This is a genomic window from Streptomyces agglomeratus (assembly GCF_001746415.1).
Taxonomy (GTDB): domain Bacteria; phylum Actinomycetota; class Actinomycetes; order Streptomycetales; family Streptomycetaceae; genus Streptomyces; species Streptomyces agglomeratus.
In genome coordinates, this window is record NZ_MEHJ01000001.1 from 7,727,148 (window position 1) to 7,743,991 (window position 16,844).

The window sequence follows — 16,844 nt, forward strand, 5'->3', positions numbered from 1 at the left end:
GTCCGGCTCCGTCCTACGCAGGATCAGGGTCCTCCTTTTCCTTCGAATCCGCCGCGTCGCCGTCAGGCTCGTCCGGTGCTTCAGGTTTGCCGTCCCGGTGCACCGCCGGACCGTCGTCGTAGCCGGCCCAGTCGTCCATTCCTGCGGAGTTGATGATGTCTCCGCACAGTCGGGGACCGGATTCGGGCAGGTCAGCGACAAGTTCAGAAATCTCACTGCGATGAGAATCAATACGACTGGGCAGGCCGATACGGTCGGGCTCTTCACATTCATTCGCGTTCGACATAGCGGAACAACCCCTTCATCAGAAGTTTCTTACTGTTACGGCAATGCTCCGTATCCGTGACATCGAATCTCCCGGATTCGAAGTACTTGTTGGACGCATCACCCCCCAAGCAATACGCAAAATGGTCGCACGTGGCACGGCAGCGTTCGATTCCTTCGACAACCTCGCCAACCCAGGGCACTTCAGTGGCGCGTTCCACCAGTTGAGCCAGACTGGAATCGGTGACGTTCCCCACGGTGAAATCCCCGTAGCCCGGGTCTGTGAACCCCGCCAACTCAGGCCCTATGGGAACCACGTCCCCGTTCCAGGTCACCATGGGTACCGGACTGCGCGGAAGGCTGGTCCTTTCCGGCACACGACCATCGAGTTCATCGCGCAGATAGCGGAGAGCGTGATCGATGTCGCGCAGGCCCATACGCCCATCAGACTTACGGCAGGATGTGAGCTCGGACCAGAACTCGACAACGTTTTCTTCATCCACCGCTTCACGGCCCGAGCACACGCCTTTGCGCTCCACAAGGTTCAAACCGAGCGACCGGCAGCCAAGATCGGCGAACCAGGTGTACAGCTCGCGAGCAAGAGTCGCCGAGGGGGCAGACACCACCGCGATGGCGCTGAACGGAATTCTGCGCCTGCGGAGCAGTTCAATACCGCGCAAAGCGCGCTCCGAACTGTCGGCCCCTCGCCGATCCTTTCTCTCCTCATTCCGTTCGTCAGGACCGTCGATGCTGACAGAGACGTCAACCGCTTCATTCTGAAATACATCGCACCAAGCGTCGCCGATCAACGTCGCATTAGTCTGAACCATGTGCCGGACGGGGTACTTTCCATGCCCAGAAAATCGGTCCAGCAGTTTCGCGAAGCGTGCAGAACCGATAGTGAGAGGCTCGCCGCCATGCCATATGACCCGCACCGGATGGAGCTCCGCCCACACGCGAACCCCCTCGGCAACGGCGTCCACGACCTCGAGCGGCATGACTCGCGCGACCGCCCTGTGCGGCAGGTAGCAGTACGAGCAGTCGAGGTTGCACAACGGGGTGGGCTGAACAAACAGAAGCGGCGCCGTAGCGGCCAGCCTCATGGCCGGGCGGAACTCGTTCATACCCACCGCCGTCCGGTCCGCCGGCTCCCGGCCGCAGCTCCCGCTCTGGCTACGGCCAGCAGGGACAGCGACCGGTCGACGTGGTACTGGTCACCCAGGCGCTGAGATATCTCCAGTGCCAGAATGTGCTTCGCCTCGGCATCGCCATGGCGGCCCATGCGTTGCAGCGTGAGTCCCAGGTCATTGGCAACGACAGCTTGCCGGTGCTGCTCGCCTATCTCCCGAAAGATCTGAAGAGCGAGGCCGTGCTCCTCCACCGCCGTCGCGAAACGTCCCATCGCGGCCAGCACCAGAGCCCGTTCATTGTGCGAAGTGGCCGTGCCTTCCCGTTCGCCGATGTCAACAAAGATCGCCCGAGCCCGGTCGTGATCAGCCAGCGCCTCGGCCAACGAGCCGGTCCGTCGCCGAACCCGGCCGATATTGTTGATCACCGTCCCTTCGAGGTACCGGTTCCCCCATCTCCGGGACGCCTCGCGGGCACGGACAAGCGAGTCCATCGCCTCGTCCAAGCGCCCTGACTTCGTAAGGGCACGGCCCAGCCCGTTGTCCGCGATGGCAACGGTGAGCGGATGTGCGTGCGACTCGGAGAGCCGGCCAACCTGCTTGTAGGCCTCAACCGCCTCGTCGAACCGCCGCAGTTCTACGAGAGTTCTGCCCAGATTGTTCCAAGCTCGGCCTGCGCTCTGCCCCGCATCCACCCTCTCGTATGCGGCCAGCGCCCTGGAAAACGCCTCGACGGCGTCGTCAAGCTTGCGGGTGCGGCGCAATGCGATGCCGAGGTTGTTCCATGACCTCCCCTCGCTCCGGAGGTCCCCCATGGAGCGGGCGCCCTCTATCGCATGGCGGTAGACGACCAGCGCGTCATCGTAGAAGCGCCGCAGCCCCAAGTACTCACCCAGGTGCAGTGCCAGTCGTACGGAGGCCCGGGCATGAGAAGGCTCGATGGCCCAAGTAGTGGCACTGACGAGACTCGTCCGTTCACCGTCGAGCCACTCCAGCGCCGCTTCTCGACCGGAGAAGCTTCCTCGGGGCTCTCGCACGGGCAAGCTCCGCAAGTGCGCTCGGGCCTCCGCCGCCAGAGCGCTGAACCGGGACAGCAATCGGGTGCGCGCGTTGTCGTGGTCCGACTTCAGCTGGTCGTCCGCCGCCACCTTGGCCACCACATAGGCCCGGAGCAGGTCGTGCATACGCCAGTGCCCGCGTGTGTCCTGCGGCTCAACCAAATGAGCCCGCACCAGCGCGTCGACACCGCGAGGCGGAAGCGCCGCACCGTGACTCACCGTCAGAGTCTCGTGGGAGACATCAGCTCCGGGGGCGAGCGCGACCATCCGGAACAGACGCGCCTGCTGCTTCGTCAATCTGCGGTACGAGAGGTCGAATGCGGCCTTCATCCCGCGCTCGCCGTCATCGAGGTAATCCATGCGCGTCGTCGTGTCTGCCAGTTCGCTGGTAAGTTCCGCCACCGACTTGCCCGGGTTGACGATCAACACGGCCGCCGCGATCTGCAGTGCGAGCGGTAAGTAGCCGCAGAGTCTGCACAGGTTTTCCCCCTCGTCCGGCTCTGCCTCAAGACGAGGATCACGCGGGTCGGCGATCTCCAGTGCTTTCTCCAGCACCTCCCACGCGATCGCCGGCGCCAGCACACCGAGATGGAGCTGGTGCGCGTCCAGTTGGGCGAGGGTCTCCCTGGACGTAACCAGCATCCGATGCACCGAAAGCGCCGGCAACAACGGCCTGGCCTGAGATGCCTGCGCCGCATTGTCCGCCACGATCAGCACTGGCCCGCGCTCAGCGGCGATCTCGGCCAGCATGGACTGATACAGCCCCGCACGCTCGTCTGCGGTCGGCGGGATGTACTCGGGTGCTGTTCCCAGTGCTCGCAGCAGCGCCTCCAGGGCTTTCTCTGGAGCGACGGGCGCGTCGTCGTGTCCGTGCAGATCGACGAAGAGCACCCCACCGGGGAACCAGCCCAGGCTCTGCGCCTCACGCGCCGCCTGGAGGGCCAGAGCCGTCTTGCCCGCCCCTCCGAGGCCGGTGACGGCGGCAGCGGTCACCACGCCATGTCCGGCCGCATCCGGCTTCAACACGCGCAGGAGCGTCTGCAGTTCGGCGGTGCGCCCGACAAACCCGGGGCTGGAGGGCGGTAGTGAGGACAGCGCATTGGGGACCGCTCCCCGGGGCGACGGGGGATGAGTGACCACAACTTTGCCCACAACCGTGCCCGAAAACGTTCCGTTGCTGAAATCAACGTGATCCGCGCTGCTGTGGTGTGTCACGACGGATGCCCGGCCTCACCCGCGTCCATGTCGGACCGGTCCGGCCCTTCCACCGGACGCCGGTGTTCCTGTTTGCCGATGACATTGCCGTGGAAGACCCCGCCGCTGAAATCAATATGGTCCCCGGCCTGCTGCGCTCCGTCCGTCCGAAGCGGTGCCGGCGCGGCAGGTGGTTCCGGTTCGCCGCCCGCCGGTACGGGCCGGCGACGGGCCCTCAGTTCTACAGAGACAGTCAGCGCGAGAGACGCGACAGCGACGAACAGACCCACCACACTGGCCGTCTGGTCCGCAGCCTCCAGCCCCACGACTGCGAAGTACGTCCCCAAGCCGGTCGCCACCACCGCAAGAGTCGTCCACGCCACAATCCGCCGCACTCGCGCCATGGAACTATCCTCCCGCGATACAGCGGTCCCTGGTCCCTACTTGCCGGTTCTCGTCACGAACGTCTCGTTCTGGTGAGGTGTAGCCGTCAGCCCACGGGCTCGGCCGGCTTGCGGCAGGATGCCGCCGCATGGATGCCGTACGTGTCGCCCTGCTGCGGGAAGTCCTCGACGGGACGGAGTGGTTGCCGGCCACGCGGCGGTTCGCCGGGGCGCTGCGGTCCTCCGTCGTGCCGCAGGGCGGTGGTCTGCTGCTGGTGGGGACGGAGGTGTACGAGCCGTGGCACCTGGCCGCGCACCTCGTCGACGAGGCGGCCTGGTCCGGGCTCGCGGAACTGAACCCCACGCTCGTACGCCACCGGGTGCGGCCCGGGGAACCGGCGCACCTGTCGGTGGGCCTCGGCAGGATCGAGGCGGCCGGGCGGGGCGAGACGCTGCTCGTGGTGGCGCCGGAGCGGCCGGGCGCGGGGCTGCTGGAGCGGGTGCACGACGCGCGGCTGGCCGGGGCGACGGTGCTGTCGCTTGACGGCGGGGACCGGGAGATCCGGGGGCTGGCGCACGAGGCGTTGTCCGTGCCGGGGGGTGGGGACGTGGACCTGGACACGGTGCAGCACCTGGTGAGTGCGGCGGCTGGGGAGAACAGCCTGCCGGCGCCGCGTGGTCCCCGCCGGTTCCGTGACCGGCTGTCCCGGCTGGCCGACCAGCTGACGGCGCCGCCGCCGGGGCGGTGGTAGGCGGGTGGGTCCGGGGGCTGCTGCGGGCGCGGGTGGCCGCTGCGCGTGGCTTTCCGACCCCGCCCCTTCCCGCTGTGACACTTCGCGGCTGCCGCCGAGGCCGTGCGGTCTGGTTGCCTCCCCCGTTATGTTTTTCGCGGTCCTGCAACGGGGCCGCTGGCCTCCGGGTCCGGTATGACTGTGTCCCCTCTGTCGAACGGATGACCTGGGGGTGGTGTCGCCGGGCCCGAGGGGTGCCGTCGGAGACGCTGATGAGAGACCCGGCCGCCGCCCGGCCTGGTGCAACGCCGGGCAGTTTCGAGGGCGGCAGGTCTGCATAACGTGGATGCGCGAGCACGGTGCCACCGCCGAGGCCAGCAAGATCAACGACCCGGAAAGGGTGCGATGTTAGACACCGAAGGCGTGGGCGTCTTCCTCGGGATGGACGTCGGCAAGACCGCTCACCACGGCCACGGGCTCACGCCGGCCGGGAAGAAGGTCTTCGACAAGCCGATGCCCAACAGCGAACCGAAATTGCGGGCCGTCTTCGACAAGCTCAAGGCCAAGTTCGGCACGGTCCTGGTGATCGTGGACCAGCCCGCGTCCATCGGCGCCCTGCCCCTGACCGTGGCCCGCGACGCGGGCTACCCTGACGAGTTGCGTGAGCGAGCCGTCCGAGAGGTCCGGTCCTCGGGCCGTCCGGTCGCGCATGTCGCCCGGGATCTGGGCATCCATAAGGAGGCCCTGCGGGGCTGGGTCCGCCAGGCCGAAGTCGATGACGGCGGGCGGCCTGATCTGGCGACCAGCGCCGAGAAGGCCGAGCTGGCGCAAATTCGCAAGGAGAACGCGGAGTTGAGGTGGGTGAATGAGATCCTCAAGGCCGCCTCCGTGTTTTTCGCCAAGGAACTCGACCAGCCCCGCACGAGGCCGACGCGGTGATCAACCACCTCCGCGACGACTTCGGGGTCGAGCCCGTATGCCGGGAACTGCATTTGTCGATCTCGGCGTACTACGCGCGCCGCGCCCGCCGGCGTCCGCCCGCGCGGTCCGCGACGACGACCTGCTGGAGCACATTCGCCGTGTTCACGCGGACTCGGCAGGCACCTATGGAACGCGGCGCGTCCATCGGCAGCTCAGGCGTGAGGGCATCACCACCGCCCGGTGCGCGGTCGAACGGCTGATGCGCGAGGACGGCCTGGAGGGCTTCATCCGCGGGCAGCGACGCCGCACCACAATTCCCGAGCCGTCCGCTCCGCGCCCGCCGGACCTGGTCAGCCGCCGCTTCATCGCGAACCGGCCGAACCAGCTGTGGGTCGCGGACCTGACCTACATTCGCACCTGGTCGGGCTGGGTCTCCGCCGCGTTCGTCCTGGACGTGTACTCCCGGATGATCGTCGGGTGGCAGCTCGCCACCCACCTGCGCACCGACCTGCCGCTGGACGCCCTGGAGATGGCGTTGTGGCGGCGGGGAATCAAGAAAGGCTCCGGCCTGGTCCACCACAGTGACCGCGGGTCGCAACCCGGACTCAATCGGTCGTTGCAACACCGGCTTCTTGAGTCAAGAGTAGGTGTTCGTTGAGGGCTTCGGCGGGTGTCTTCCATCCGAGGGTTTTGCGGGGCCGACTGTTGAGGGCGAAGGCAACGGCTTCGAGCTCATCCGCCTGCCACCGGGACAGGTCCGTGCTTTTCGGGAGCTGGGCTTCGGCTCGGGCATGACGTGCTGGCGGCGTCTGGCCGAGTGGAGAAACGACTCGGCTACCTCAGCCCCGTCGACTTCGAGGAGAGTACTACGCAAACCAGGCAACCACTGAACCAGCGAACCTGAAGCCCCGTCAACCCGCACTGATCAGCTGATCAGCACCTCCCGCAGGTCGGGGGAACCTCATTCTGGATGCGCTGAGCCAGGGTGGTTGCGATAGCGGCGAAGGCGACCGCGTGACCGCGGGCGTTGGCGTGGATGCGGTCGGTGGAGTAGATGCCTGGGTCGGCGGCGAGAGGGTGGTGGTGGGTGTCGACGTGGATGCCGCCGAGTGCGCGTGCCAGGCCGGCGGTGATGCGGTCGAGCTCGTCGAAGCAGCGGGCCATGCCGTCGGCGTGTTCCGGCGGGACGAGGCCCGACCGGGCGAGGTCGAACAGGCCGATGGTGATGACGAGGGCGCCGCTCTCGGCGAGGGGTGTCAGGAACGAGGCCAGTTCGGCCCGCAGCGTCTCCGAGTCGAAACCGCGGAAGGCGTCGTTGCCGCCTGCGCTCACCATCACTACGTCCGGCTCGAACTCCAGGGCAGGGCCGAGCTGCTGGTCCCGGATCTCGTCGAGAAGCAGGTAAGGCTTGGCCAGGTTGACCGCGGCAAAGCCGGGGCGTGTGGCGGCGAGGGCGTCGGTGAAGCGGTCGGCGAAGGAACGGTCGCGGTAACCCGGGAGGGGGTCCATAACGCCGGCGGTGACACTGTCGCCCGCCACGGCCAGACGGTTCCACGGGAGATCACGGAGCAGTTCGGCGGCAGTGTCCGGGGCCATGCAGTACGGGTCGGACAACTCGGCGGCGGGGTCGGCAGGCAGATCCTGGACGGGGGTCCGGTCCGGCTGAGAGGTCATCGCTGGTCTCCTTCGAGGATTCGGGCTGCGGCCGGGGCAGGGTCGGCCGAGGTTGCGGGCTGCGGCAGGGGTGGGGCCGCGATGCGCAGGGCGAGACCGCCGACGGCGGCGGCCAGGTTGACGGCGGTGGCGAACCAGTACACGGCGGCGTACGGTTCCGCGCCTGTGCCCGAGGCCTCCGCGATGATCACGGCCGTGGCGGCGATGCCGAGGCCGCCGCCGACCTGGCGGGCCGCCATGACCATGCCTGTGCCGGCGGCGAAGTGCTGGGGCGCGACGGAGAAGGTGGCGGCGCTGGAGATGCCGACGGTGGCCATGCCAACACCGACTCCCATCACCGTTCCGGCCGGGAACCAGAGCGTCCAGAAGTGTGGCTCGGTGTCGATCAGCAGGGCCAGGGCGGCCGTTGAGGCGGCGATGAGGACCGAGCCCGCCGCCACCATCGTGCGTGGAGTGAGGGCGATGCGGAGCCGTCCGATGCCGATGCCGACCACGGCGGTGACGAGCGCCGCCGGGCTCATCGCGAGGCCGGCCTCCAGGGCGGAGTAGTTCCAGGCGTCGGTCAGGAAGAGCACGCCGAGCAGCATCGAGGTGAACAGTGCGGTGCCGTACGCGAGGGAGACGCCGCTTGCGACGGCGAAGGACCGGCTGTGGAAGAGGTCGAGTCGCAGCGCCGGTCGCCGATGCCGAATCGCCCGCATCACGGTCGCCACGCCCGAGAGCACGGTGACGCCGGAGGCGGCCAGCACGTACACCGAGGACCAGCCGTGGTTGGAGCCCTGCGTGAGGCCGTACACCGCCGAGCCGACGCAGAGGGCGAGCAGCAGGCCGCCTGCGAGGTCGGGCCCCCGGCCGGTGTGGGACTCGCCGGTCAGCAGCTTCCTTCCGGCGATCAGCACCCAGACGCCCACCGGCAGGTTGAGGCAGAACAGCGCTCGCCAGTCGAGCACCTCGACCATGACGCCGCCGAGGGCGGGTCCCGCGGCAGCGGCCAGGGCGCCCGCAGCGCTCCACATGCCGATCGCGGCGCGCCTGCGTTCGGCGGGGATTTCCGCGAGTACCAGCCCCAGCGAGGCGGGTACCAGCAGAGATGCCGCCAGGCCCTGGACGGCGCGGGCGCCGAGCAGTACGGGCAGGGTCGGGGCTACGGCGATCAGCAGCGACGACGCCGTGAAGACGGCGACGCCGATCAGGAACAGACGGGCACGGCCGACCGCGTCGGCCAGCGGCCCGGCCGGGGCGAGCAGCGCGGCGAAGGGGATCACATAGGCGGTCGCGACCCAAGAGACGGTGGTCAGCGAGACGCCGAAGTGGTCGGCGATCGGCGGTACCGCCAGGTTGGTCACGGTGGCGTCGAGAAAGCTCAGGAAGGTGCCCGCGCAGGCAAGTAACAGGGCGACGGAGGCTCGACGGGTGGAGGTGGAAGGCGTCATGGCGAGGATTTAAGAGTACGATCGTTCGTACGTCAATGCCGTACGGTCGTTTGCTAAACTGTCGGGCATGGCAGGACGTGCATCGGCTCAGGCAGCGCTCGAAACCCGGCGATCGGTACTGTGCGCCGCCGCCGAACTCGCGTCCGTGGAGGGCCTGGACAGCGTCACCATCGGCCGACTCGCGGACCGGCTGGGGATGAGCAAGGCGGGGGTGATCGGCCAGTTCCGCAGCAAGGAGAAGCTGCAACTGGAGACGGTGGACCTGGTCCTGGAGGACGTCCGCACCCGGGTCTGGCAACCGGTGTGCCACCTCGATGCGGGGTTGCCGCGGCTGTTGGCCGTCTGCGCGTCCTGGGTGCGCTACGCCGTAGATCCCGGCTACGCCGGAGGCTGCCTGCTGACCCAGGTCACATACGACTACGACGGTCGCACCGGCGCTGTGCACGACCGGATCGCCGAGGGCCGCGCCCGCTGGCGGGACACCCTTCGCCGTGACATCGACGCCGCCGTCGCCGCCGGGGACCTCCCGCCCGGGACGGACGCGCCCCAGGTCGTCTACGGGCTGGAGTCCCTGGCTGCCGGCATCACCCCGGCAAGACTCCTTCACGGCGACAACCAGACGGAGGACTGGGCGCTGCGCGGTATGCACGCCATCCTGGGCGTCCCCTCGACGGACTGATCCCTGCGCAGGAGGACTCCCGTCCGCGACCGTCCAGATCGCGCCGCTGGCAGCGCTGCTCGTCTTGGTGGGCGTCGCCGTGGGCATCTCGGTCCTCAAATACACCGCCTGCGGCAACGGGCCCCTTGGCCGGGCTGACCTGCGGTGCACGGCATGCTCCTTGCCCCGTGTCTGTCAAGCCCTGGGTTTGGTGGAGCGAGTGTCCGCTGGTCTGCGTAGTGGCGGCGTAGGTGGGCGATCAGTACGACTCGGTGGCGGAGGAGCGGGACGCTGGCCCGGCCGCCCATGACGCGTTTCTGGAGTTTGACGTCGGTGATGCGGCCTTCGTTGACTCCGGAGTTGTAGGGGGTGGTGATTCCCTGGGCGACCGCATACTGCTCTTCGCGCAGGGCGGTGGCGATGCCGGCGAGGGGCGGAAGTCCGCTGTTGGTGAGCTGGTCGAGCCACTCTTGCAGCGGTGTGGCGTCGCGGGTATCGAGCATGCCGGCGAACTGGCGGACCAGTTCGTGGGTGCGGTGAAGTTCCGGGCAGGTGGGCGAGCAGGCGCCGCAGACGCTCCGCAGTCTGCGGGCCGTGCCGGAGTGGGTTGGTGATGATCCATCGTGCGGCTTCGCGCGGAGAGGGCGGTCGTTCGCGGGGCTCGTCCAGGGGCAGGCCGCGTCGCAGCGGTGCCAGGGTCATTTTCACGCGCTGGTAGTGGCCCAGGTAGCCCTTGCCGAGGAGTTCCTGGTGGAGGATTTTGGCGCTGTGCTCGCCCTCGTCCCAGCGTTGTTGTAGGTAGTCGAGGTAGGGATCCAAGGTTGACCGACGGCGGGGAGGACGGCGCATCACCTCGTGCCAGCTGCGGGCTCGGGGTCGACAGCACCGCGTCCTCGGCGCTCGCCCTCTCTGTCAGCCTTGGGTGAGACGCCCCGTTCTGCGGGCTTAGCCTGAGAGGGCACGACAGGAGAACCGCCCCGTATGCCAAGCACTGAGCCCGTCGGGTCCGACCCGGCACCGAGGCCGAAGCGTCGTACGTTCACCTCGGAGTACAAGCTTCGGATCGTCGCCGAGTATGACGCCGCGCCCAGGAACGAGAAGGGCGCGGTCTTGCGCCGGGAACGGCTCTACCACTCGCACGTCAAGGAGTGGCGGGCTGCCCGGGATGCCGGGGCCCTGGAAAGCCTGGTCGACCGCCGGACCAGCCCGGCCCGCACGAGGAAGTCCGCTGCGGAGGTGGAGAACGAGAAGCTGCGCCAGCAGGTGGGCGGCTGCAAAAGGACCTGGCCCGGAACAAAGCCGCACTCGAGGTGATGGGAAAAGCCTCTGCGCTCTTGGAAATGATCTCCGAGAGCGCGGACTGAGGCACGCCGCCGACCCGGTCCTCGACACCGCGTTCACCGGCGTCGGGGACCGGCTGGGCATCACGGCCGCGTGCCGGCTGACCGGCCGCTCCAGGGCCACCATTACCGTCGGCTCAAGCCCCCGGCACCCCGCGCAGCCCGCTCCCACGTCCAGGCACAGCCCTCGGCCCTGACGGACCAAGAACGTGCAGCGGTACTGGAGTTGATGAACAGTGCCGAGTACGCGGAGCTGCCGCCGGCGCAGATCTGGGCCCGTGAGCTGGATGCCGGCCGCTATCACTGCTCGGTCTCCACGATGTACCGGGTCCTGCGCGAGCACGGGCAGTCCGGCGAGCGGCGTCGTCAGGCCACCCACCCGGCCAGGGCGGTGCCCGAACTGGTGGCCATCGCCCCTTCGCAGGTCTTCACCTGGGACATCACCAAGCTCGCCGGACCGGCCAAGGGCATCTGGTACCACGCCTACGTCGTCATCGACATCTTCAGCCGCTACATCGTCGGGCACACCGTGGAGCGTGCCGAATCAGCCGAGCGTGCCGAGGAGTTGATCCGCGAGACCATCGACCGCAACGGCATCGTGCCCGAGACCGTCCACGCCGACCGGGGCACCTCCATGACGTCCAAGAAGGTCTCCCAGTTGCTGATCGACCTCGGTGTCACGCGCAGCCATTCCCGGCCGAAGGTCTCCAACGACAACCCCTACAGCGAGGCCCAGTTCAAGACCACCAAGTACATGTCCGACTACCCCGAACGGTTCGATTCCCTGGCGCACGCACGCGAGTGGTTCGAGGCGTTCACGTCGTACTACAACCATGAGCACCGGCACTCGGGTATCGGCTGGCACACACCTGCGAGTGTCCACTTCGGCACCGCCGAAGAGGTCCGCGACCAGCGCGCCGTCACCCTCGCCGCGGCCTACACCAGCCACCCCGAACGCTTCGGCCGCCGCCCCACACCACCCGAAATACCCCGGCAAGCGTGGATCAACGACCCCGCCAAACGCAGGGAACCTACACCACAGATCTCATAGCATCACAAACGTCTCACTGGACTTGAAATCTTCCGACCCGTCCGAGTACCGTTGGCCGCCATTTGAAGCTGCCAGACCGGCGGTGCGCTACGCGCTTTCGTGTGCCTTGGCGGCGAGGGAAGGGCGGCTGGCGGCTCATCTCAAGGTGTGCTCAACGATCAGCTCATGGCACTGCCGCGCACGGTCAGCCACCCCATTTCCCACGGCAGAGAGCTCAGCCAGATAACTCAGCACCTCTGCGAGGTTGCCCGACCCCGGTCGTGTAGCGAGCAACTCCTCGGTTACCTCTGTCACGCGGTTCTCCGGTTCGAAGAGTAAGGCTCGAAAAAGGCGCGAGAGCTTGGTGTGTGCTTCGTTTGGCGGGGTCATGGGGGATGTGAGCAGTTGTTTCCAGTGTTCCGTACACGCTTCGAGCCGTCCCTCTACGGTGTCGAACATGAGCTTCTCGAACCTGCAGGACAGGTCTTCGGGGTCCACCTCCACTGCCCGCTCGAGGTCCACTCGCGCTTTCTCGTAGTGGCCTGCTTGTCGGTGTGCTCTGCCACGGATGCTGAGTGCCCAGGCGAGTGTGGGGTTGATTTCGAGTGCGGCGGTGAGGTCGGTGATGGCTTGGTCGTGATGGCCGGCCTGCTGGTGTGTTTCGCCGCGGGATGCGAGTGCCCAGGCGTAGGTTGGGTTGATTTCGAGTGCGGCGGTGAGGTCGGCGACGGCTTGGTCGTAATGGCCGGTCTGCCGGTGTGTTTCCCCGCGCTGGCTGAGTGCCCAGGCGAGTGTGGGGTCGATTTCGAGTGCGGCGGTGAGGTCGCCGACGGCCTGGTCGTACCGGTCCGCCTGCAGATGTGCTTCGCCACGTGATGCGAGTGCCCAGGCGTAGGTGCGGTCGATTTCATGTGCGGCGGTGAAGTCGGCGATGGCTTGGTCGTAATGGCCGACCTGCTGGTGTGCTTCGCCGCGGGATACGAGCGCCCAGGCGAGTGTGGGGTCGATGTTAAGTGCGGCGGTGAAGTCGGTGACGGCTTGGTCGTAATGGCCGGTCTGCCGGTGTGCTTCGCCGCGCTGGCTGAGTGCCCAGGCGAGTGTGGGGTCGATTTCGAGTGCGGCGGTGAGGTCGGCGACGGCCTGGTCGTAGTGGCCGGTCTGCCGGTGCGCTTGGCCGCGGGATGCGAGTGCCCAGGCGTCAGTGGGGTCGATTTCGAGTGCGGCGGTGAAATCGGTGACGGCCTGGTCGTACCGGTCCGCCTGCAGATGTGCTTGGCCGCGGGATGCGAGTGCCCAGGCGAGTGTGGGGTCGATTTCGAGTGCGGCGGTGAAATCGGCGATGGCCTGGTCGTAATGGCCGACCCAGCGATGGGTTTCCCCGCGACGAGCCCAGGCATGGACGTTACAGGCGTTGTGCGCAATGGCGCGGTCCAACTCGGTGAGCGCCTCTTCCTCCCGGTCGCAGAGGTAGAGGCGGATACCACGGTAGGTATAGGCCCAGCCTTTGATCTCAGCACTCAACTGGCTGTGGGAGAGCAGGACACCAAGGCAAGTAAGACCAGGCTCATCGCCGACGAGAGCATCCCGAAGGAGCCCTGACCAGTTGAGCAGGGCTGCGTCGGTGGCCTCCTCCGCGGCTTGTTCCAGTGTCTCGATCCATTGCCGCAGCACAGCGGTGTCCTGGCCCGCAGCATGTACCAGCTGTTCAAGGGCCGGCGTCAGTTGCGTTCCCGGGTGGGCGCACAGCCGGTGGTACGTCTCATCCAAGCGATGCCGGCGCCATTCAGGATCTTTCCACCGCTTCGCCTCGGGAAGCCGTTCCTCGACCGTGGCACGCCAGGCGGCATGAGCGTCAGCGAGCCGCAGATGCGCCGAAACCCAGCCTTGAGGGGAGTGGGCGCGCTGCTGGCGGACCATGCTGGCGCGAACCACCGCGTGGTAGTGCTTGAAGTCGCCACGGCCGCTGACAAACGGCTGCCCGCACAGCCACTCCCACAACCCCTCTGCCTCAGGCCCGGCCGCGGCAGCGAAGACGTCCTCGTTCAATTGCAGCGGCAATGCACACGCTCGTACAGCCTCGCGTTGCTCGGGGACCGTGATCCATTGCACGAAGCGCTCGACGGCCACATCAGCGAGGTCTCCGCCCGCGTCGACTTCCTCGACCGTGTGAGGACGGGCCAAAGCGAGGAGTTCTACGAGCAAAGGCAGCCCCATTGACAGCTGCAGCACCGCTTCCACCACCCCTGGATCAGAAACGCCCCGCGAAGTCAGCAGCGAACGTGTCTCCGCCTCCGTGAAGACTTCCAACGGCACGTCTGCGACCTGATCCCGCAGCGGCGCCCATTCCCGCTCCGTCAGCTCGGCCCGGCCTGCCAGCACGACGATGACGTTCGCTGGCACCGGACCGAACTCCTCGTCCAGCAGACTCAGCAGCCACCCGTCCAGGTACTGCGCGTTCTGCTCCCATGTGTCAAAGAACAGCACTACCCACCGTTGCCGACGACACAACCGTTCCAGCTCGGCCACGAAAGCACGGCTCAACCCCGTCTCGTCACCTCGGCCACCGCGCCGCTGGGCACGGGACCGCGAAACAGACCGAAGCCGGTCCAGCCCCTGCGCCGCGGTATCCGGATTCGCCATCGCCGTTACGACACCGGCCCCCGGGATCAACGACGCTGCCCCCAACGCTGCCTGCGTCACCACCCGGCTTGACATCGACGCCTCACCCTCCACGGGCACCGGCTCACCCTGCGCCGCCTGTTCCCGCCTGAACTGTTCGACCGCCTTGTCGAACTCCTTGCACGGACCCGTCTGCTCCGCCAGCTGCCGGACCAGCTCGAGTAAGGCCTGCTGCACCCCGTGGACGTCGTTCTCGTCCACCACCGCCGTCACCGCATCCGCACGCTCGGCCGCCTCCTGCCACTGGCGTAGCAGCGTGGACTTGCCCACCCCGCCCACACCGCGCACATGGAACAGAAATTCCGCCGGATCCTCCTGAGAAAAAGGATCCTTCGACAAGTTCTCCGTGAACAGCGCCAACTGCGCACGCCGCCCCACGAACCGCGCCTTCGCACGCTGCCGGATCAATGCCCCTCGCGACAGGCCCTGCGTACCCGACCTCGACAACCCCGCCACCCCCGATACTTGCTACCTCGGCCAAAACGACCACACATCCGCCCATGCTTGGCGCTTCAGACAGTTTCTAATCCAGGCCTCCCATCTGTCAGCCAAGTGAAGGAGGACATTCAGGAACCCTGCGGTCAGAGCGAACTCAGCGCCTTACACCGCCCACTCCATGCCCAGCTCGGCGAGCGCTGCCCGCTGGTCCTGGGTGAGCTTGTCGCGCCTTGATTTGGTGTTCGAGACCCACACCCCCGGCTTGATGACCACGGGTTCCGTCTCGTCGTCGACCGCGATCTCTTCGCTGTGGCCCCTGGGTACCGGCCGGTCCACGCCTTCCCGCTCCACCCACTGTGTGAGGGCCGCCAGACCCCGCTGGAACGCCGCCTGTGCCTTGCTCGGTCCCCTTCGTCACACGCTCAGCCGCTGGTGCGGGAGACGGGGCCTTAAGCGGCTTGATGCCCAAGATGGACAGTCGCTCCTGCTGCTCGGAGAGGAGCTGCGCCCAGGTGCCCGGGTTCTTCTGCCGCTGGAGCCACTTGCCGAGGTCGTCGCCTTCGAACAGCACGCCGGGTTCGATGGCCGGCAGGCTGCCGTCGGCGTCGACCAGGTCCGCAAGGACGCGGTAGTGCCGCTGCCAGTCCAGGGGCCACGGGCAGTTCCAGTCCGGGTCGATCGCGGCGTCGCGACGCTCATCCCGCAGAGCTCAGCCCCGGCGTCGTCGGCCGACCTGGCGATGGCCGCACTCGCTGCGCTCCAGACGGTTTCCGTCCATGTCGGGGTGCTCCAGGCCGCCGTCGCGCTTCTAGAAGAGACTGCGGTGAGCTCGGATGACGAAGCGGTGAATGCTGCTGCTCAACGGACCGTGGCCATGCTCCGGTCGGCTTTAGTACTCCAGCTGTAGATCGTGATCTTCACCGTTGTGGATGGATCGCCGCCTGCATGCAGATCAGCTGTCTCGTAGCGTCCTGACAACCGCGATGGCCTGATCCAGCAAGTCGATGGGGCAGCCCCAGTAGTCATAGATGCCGCCGCGGGCGCGGTTGCTGCCGCAGACAACAAATACGCCGGTTCCCAGCTCAACCTTGAGGTGGGTGGCCAGCCAGCCGACGAAACCGCTGTTGTCCACGTGATCGGCGAAGTGGAAGGAGAAGATTCCGAAGCGTTCGACGCCGTTGCCCTCCTGGGTGAGCGGGACCAGGCGGCTCCAGCTCTCCCGGTCCCGAACGACTGCCAGCGTCTCGGCGGAGAGCGCCGGCGGCTGGTCAGCCGGAGACTCTTCAAAACACCAGACGCCGTCGTGCACGACGAGGTCAGCCTGAGCGATCACACGGCGTAGCCGCTGCTCTGTCTGTTCCGCAGTCTCCATACTCACACTGACCATCAGCGAGACTCCTTGATCCGTGTAGCCGTGATCCCACCCGGGGATCATCGCGCGATCGCCTCTTCTGTCGGAACGAGGGCTCCTGCAGGGCAACCGTCGTCGCAACGCCCTCGCCGTCTCGTCTATTTCGCACGCGGCTTCCCTCGTCTCCGGAGACTCCGTCGAGCAAGATCGTGATCTTCATGTGGTGGCTGCCTGTCGTCGGTAGTGGCAGGCGCGTGCTCGGGCTTGGTGGCGTCGTCGCCAGCGGGACCAGTCGAGCAGGTGTGCCGCCGTGTGGTCGGGCCGGACGGCCAGGGTGATGAAGAGTCGCTGGATCTCGTTGCAGGACAGCGGGATCAGCCCGTCAGGGGCGCCGTGCTGGGCGTGTTCGTCGGCCCGAACGACGGTGAGGAAGGCGTGGGCGAGCATGGCCGGAGTGACCCAGCGGGTCCAGGACGAGTAGCGGCGGTCGTCACCAGCCCATGATGACAACATGCTCTGTCTGCTCGCCGGGGCAATGTCAGAGCCGTGTTGGAGGATCACGC

General features: G+C 67.3%; 15 protein-coding genes and 3 pseudogenes. 6 read left to right on the top strand and 12 right to left on the bottom strand.

Going from position 1 to position 16,844, the window contains the following annotated elements:
- Positions 1–13: 13 nt before the first annotated feature.
- From AS594_RS44050 to AS594_RS33885, 4 genes are all read right to left on the bottom strand, one after another.
- Entirely contained in the window at positions 14–286 is a 273-nt protein-coding gene (locus AS594_RS44050; RefSeq protein WP_141743724.1) for a hypothetical protein, read from the bottom strand.
- Positions 270–1,388 carry a cyclophane-forming radical SAM peptide maturase AmcB gene (gene amcB / locus AS594_RS33875; RefSeq protein WP_206281729.1) on the bottom strand — a complete coding sequence of 373 codons (1,119 nt, stop codon included), beginning with the start codon at positions 1,386–1,388 and terminating at the stop codon, positions 270–272. Before amcB ends, AS594_RS44050 begins: the two co-directional genes overlap by 17 nt.
- Positions 1,385–3,475: a tetratricopeptide repeat protein gene (locus AS594_RS33880; RefSeq protein ID WP_167368076.1), complete on the bottom strand. Its 2,091-nt coding sequence runs from the start codon at positions 3,473–3,475 to the stop codon at positions 1,385–1,387. The genes amcB and AS594_RS33880 overlap by 4 nt, the downstream gene beginning before the upstream one ends.
- A 185-nt stretch (positions 3,476–3,660) precedes the next feature.
- Positions 3,661–4,047 (bottom strand): hypothetical protein, encoded by a 387-nt coding sequence (locus AS594_RS33885; RefSeq protein WP_069774873.1) that lies wholly within the window; start codon positions 4,045–4,047, stop codon positions 3,661–3,663.
- Between the two features lie 128 nt (positions 4,048–4,175).
- Here AS594_RS33885 and AS594_RS33890 point away from each other — a divergent pair, with 128 nt between their 5' ends.
- From AS594_RS33890 to AS594_RS43255, 3 genes are all read left to right on the top strand, one after another.
- Entirely contained in the window at positions 4,176–4,778 is a 603-nt protein-coding gene (locus AS594_RS33890; RefSeq protein ID WP_069774784.1) for a hypothetical protein, read from the top strand.
- Positions 4,779–5,162: 384 nt separating this feature from the next.
- Positions 5,163–5,696 (top strand): IS110 family transposase, encoded by a 534-nt coding sequence (locus AS594_RS48050; RefSeq protein ID WP_107357836.1) that lies wholly within the window; start codon positions 5,163–5,165, stop codon positions 5,694–5,696.
- A gap of 37 nt (positions 5,697–5,733) precedes the next feature.
- Entirely contained in the window at positions 5,734–6,336 is a 603-nt protein-coding gene (locus AS594_RS43255; RefSeq protein WP_167368077.1) for an IS3 family transposase, read from the top strand.
- Here the strand turns inward: AS594_RS43255 and AS594_RS46555 are convergent.
- From AS594_RS46555 to AS594_RS33910, 3 genes and pseudogenes are all read right to left on the bottom strand, one after another.
- A pseudogene (locus AS594_RS46555) lies at positions 6,284–6,448 on the bottom strand (IS30 family transposase); the annotation flags it as partial. The gene AS594_RS43255 and the pseudogene AS594_RS46555 sit on opposite strands and share 53 nt — an antisense overlap.
- Positions 6,449–6,611: 163 nt before the next feature.
- Entirely contained in the window at positions 6,612–7,352 is a 741-nt protein-coding gene (locus tag AS594_RS33905; RefSeq protein ID WP_069931934.1) for an SGNH/GDSL hydrolase family protein, read from the bottom strand.
- Entirely contained in the window at positions 7,349–8,785 is a 1,437-nt protein-coding gene (locus AS594_RS33910) for a DHA2 family efflux MFS transporter permease subunit (RefSeq protein ID WP_069931933.1), read from the bottom strand. Before AS594_RS33910 ends, AS594_RS33905 begins: the two co-directional genes overlap by 4 nt.
- A 67-nt stretch (positions 8,786–8,852) precedes the next feature.
- Here AS594_RS33910 and AS594_RS33915 point away from each other — a divergent pair, with 67 nt between their 5' ends.
- Positions 8,853–9,464: a TetR/AcrR family transcriptional regulator gene (locus tag AS594_RS33915; RefSeq protein ID WP_069774777.1), complete on the top strand. Its 612-nt coding sequence runs from the start codon at positions 8,853–8,855 to the stop codon at positions 9,462–9,464.
- Between the two features lie 95 nt (positions 9,465–9,559).
- Here the strand turns inward: AS594_RS33915 and AS594_RS46560 are convergent, their stop codons facing one another.
- Positions 9,560–10,027: a transposase gene (locus AS594_RS46560; protein WP_338120217.1), complete on the bottom strand. Its 468-nt coding sequence runs from the start codon at positions 10,025–10,027 to the stop codon at positions 9,560–9,562.
- A 397-nt stretch (positions 10,028–10,424) separates the two neighbouring features.
- Here AS594_RS46560 and AS594_RS45500 point away from each other — a divergent pair, with 397 nt between their 5' ends.
- Both AS594_RS45500 and AS594_RS33930 read left to right on the top strand, forming a co-directional pair.
- Positions 10,425–10,757: a hypothetical protein gene (locus AS594_RS45500; RefSeq protein WP_206281730.1), complete on the top strand. Its 333-nt coding sequence runs from the start codon at positions 10,425–10,427 to the stop codon at positions 10,755–10,757.
- A 255-nt stretch (positions 10,758–11,012) separates the two neighbouring features.
- Positions 11,013–11,834 (top strand): DDE-type integrase/transposase/recombinase, encoded by an 822-nt coding sequence (locus AS594_RS33930; RefSeq protein ID WP_069931791.1) that lies wholly within the window; start codon positions 11,013–11,015, stop codon positions 11,832–11,834.
- A 135-nt stretch (positions 11,835–11,969) separates the two neighbouring features.
- Here AS594_RS33930 and AS594_RS33935 read toward each other — a convergent pair whose 3' ends face one another.
- From AS594_RS33935 to AS594_RS33950, 4 genes and pseudogenes are all read right to left on the bottom strand, one after another.
- Positions 11,970–14,900 (bottom strand): tetratricopeptide repeat protein, encoded by a 2,931-nt coding sequence (locus tag AS594_RS33935; RefSeq protein ID WP_240509153.1) that lies wholly within the window; start codon positions 14,898–14,900, stop codon positions 11,970–11,972.
- A gap of 192 nt (positions 14,901–15,092) precedes the next feature.
- Positions 15,093–15,615 (bottom strand): annotated as a pseudogene (locus AS594_RS41560) (helicase associated domain-containing protein); the annotation flags it as partial.
- Between the two features lie 267 nt (positions 15,616–15,882).
- On the bottom strand, positions 15,883–16,317 hold the full coding sequence (locus AS594_RS33945; protein ID WP_069933741.1) for a DUF6196 family protein: 435 nt from the start codon (positions 16,315–16,317) through the stop codon (positions 15,883–15,885).
- A 180-nt stretch (positions 16,318–16,497) separates the two neighbouring features.
- Positions 16,498–16,767 (bottom strand): annotated as a pseudogene (locus AS594_RS33950) (IS701 family transposase); the annotation flags it as partial.
- Positions 16,768–16,844: the final 77 nt, after the last annotated feature.

Coding starts and splice junctions, on each gene's coding strand:
- AS594_RS33945 (WP_069933741.1), bottom strand. CDS start 16,317: ATGGTCAGTGTGAGTATGGAGACTGCGGAACAGACAGAGCAGCGGCTA.
- AS594_RS33930 (WP_069931791.1), top strand. CDS start 11,013: ATGAACAGTGCCGAGTACGCGGAGCTGCCGCCGGCGCAGATCTGGGCC.
- AS594_RS33885 (WP_069774873.1), bottom strand. CDS start 4,047: ATGGCGCGAGTGCGGCGGATTGTGGCGTGGACGACTCTTGCGGTGGTG.
- AS594_RS45500 (WP_206281730.1), top strand. CDS start 10,425: ATGCCAAGCACTGAGCCCGTCGGGTCCGACCCGGCACCGAGGCCGAAG.
- AS594_RS33890 (WP_069774784.1), top strand. CDS start 4,176: ATGGATGCCGTACGTGTCGCCCTGCTGCGGGAAGTCCTCGACGGGACG.
- AS594_RS33915 (WP_069774777.1), top strand. CDS start 8,853: ATGGCAGGACGTGCATCGGCTCAGGCAGCGCTCGAAACCCGGCGATCG.
- AS594_RS33910 (WP_069931933.1), bottom strand. CDS start 8,785: ATGACGCCTTCCACCTCCACCCGTCGAGCCTCCGTCGCCCTGTTACTT.
- AS594_RS44050 (WP_141743724.1), bottom strand. CDS start 286: ATGTCGAACGCGAATGAATGTGAAGAGCCCGACCGTATCGGCCTGCCC.
- AS594_RS43255 (WP_167368077.1), top strand. CDS start 5,734: ATGCCGGGAACTGCATTTGTCGATCTCGGCGTACTACGCGCGCCGCGC.
- AS594_RS33905 (WP_069931934.1), bottom strand. CDS start 7,352: ATGACCTCTCAGCCGGACCGGACCCCCGTCCAGGATCTGCCTGCCGAC.
- amcB (WP_206281729.1), bottom strand. CDS start 1,388: ATGAACGAGTTCCGCCCGGCCATGAGGCTGGCCGCTACGGCGCCGCTT.
- AS594_RS48050 (WP_107357836.1), top strand. CDS start 5,163: ATGTTAGACACCGAAGGCGTGGGCGTCTTCCTCGGGATGGACGTCGGC.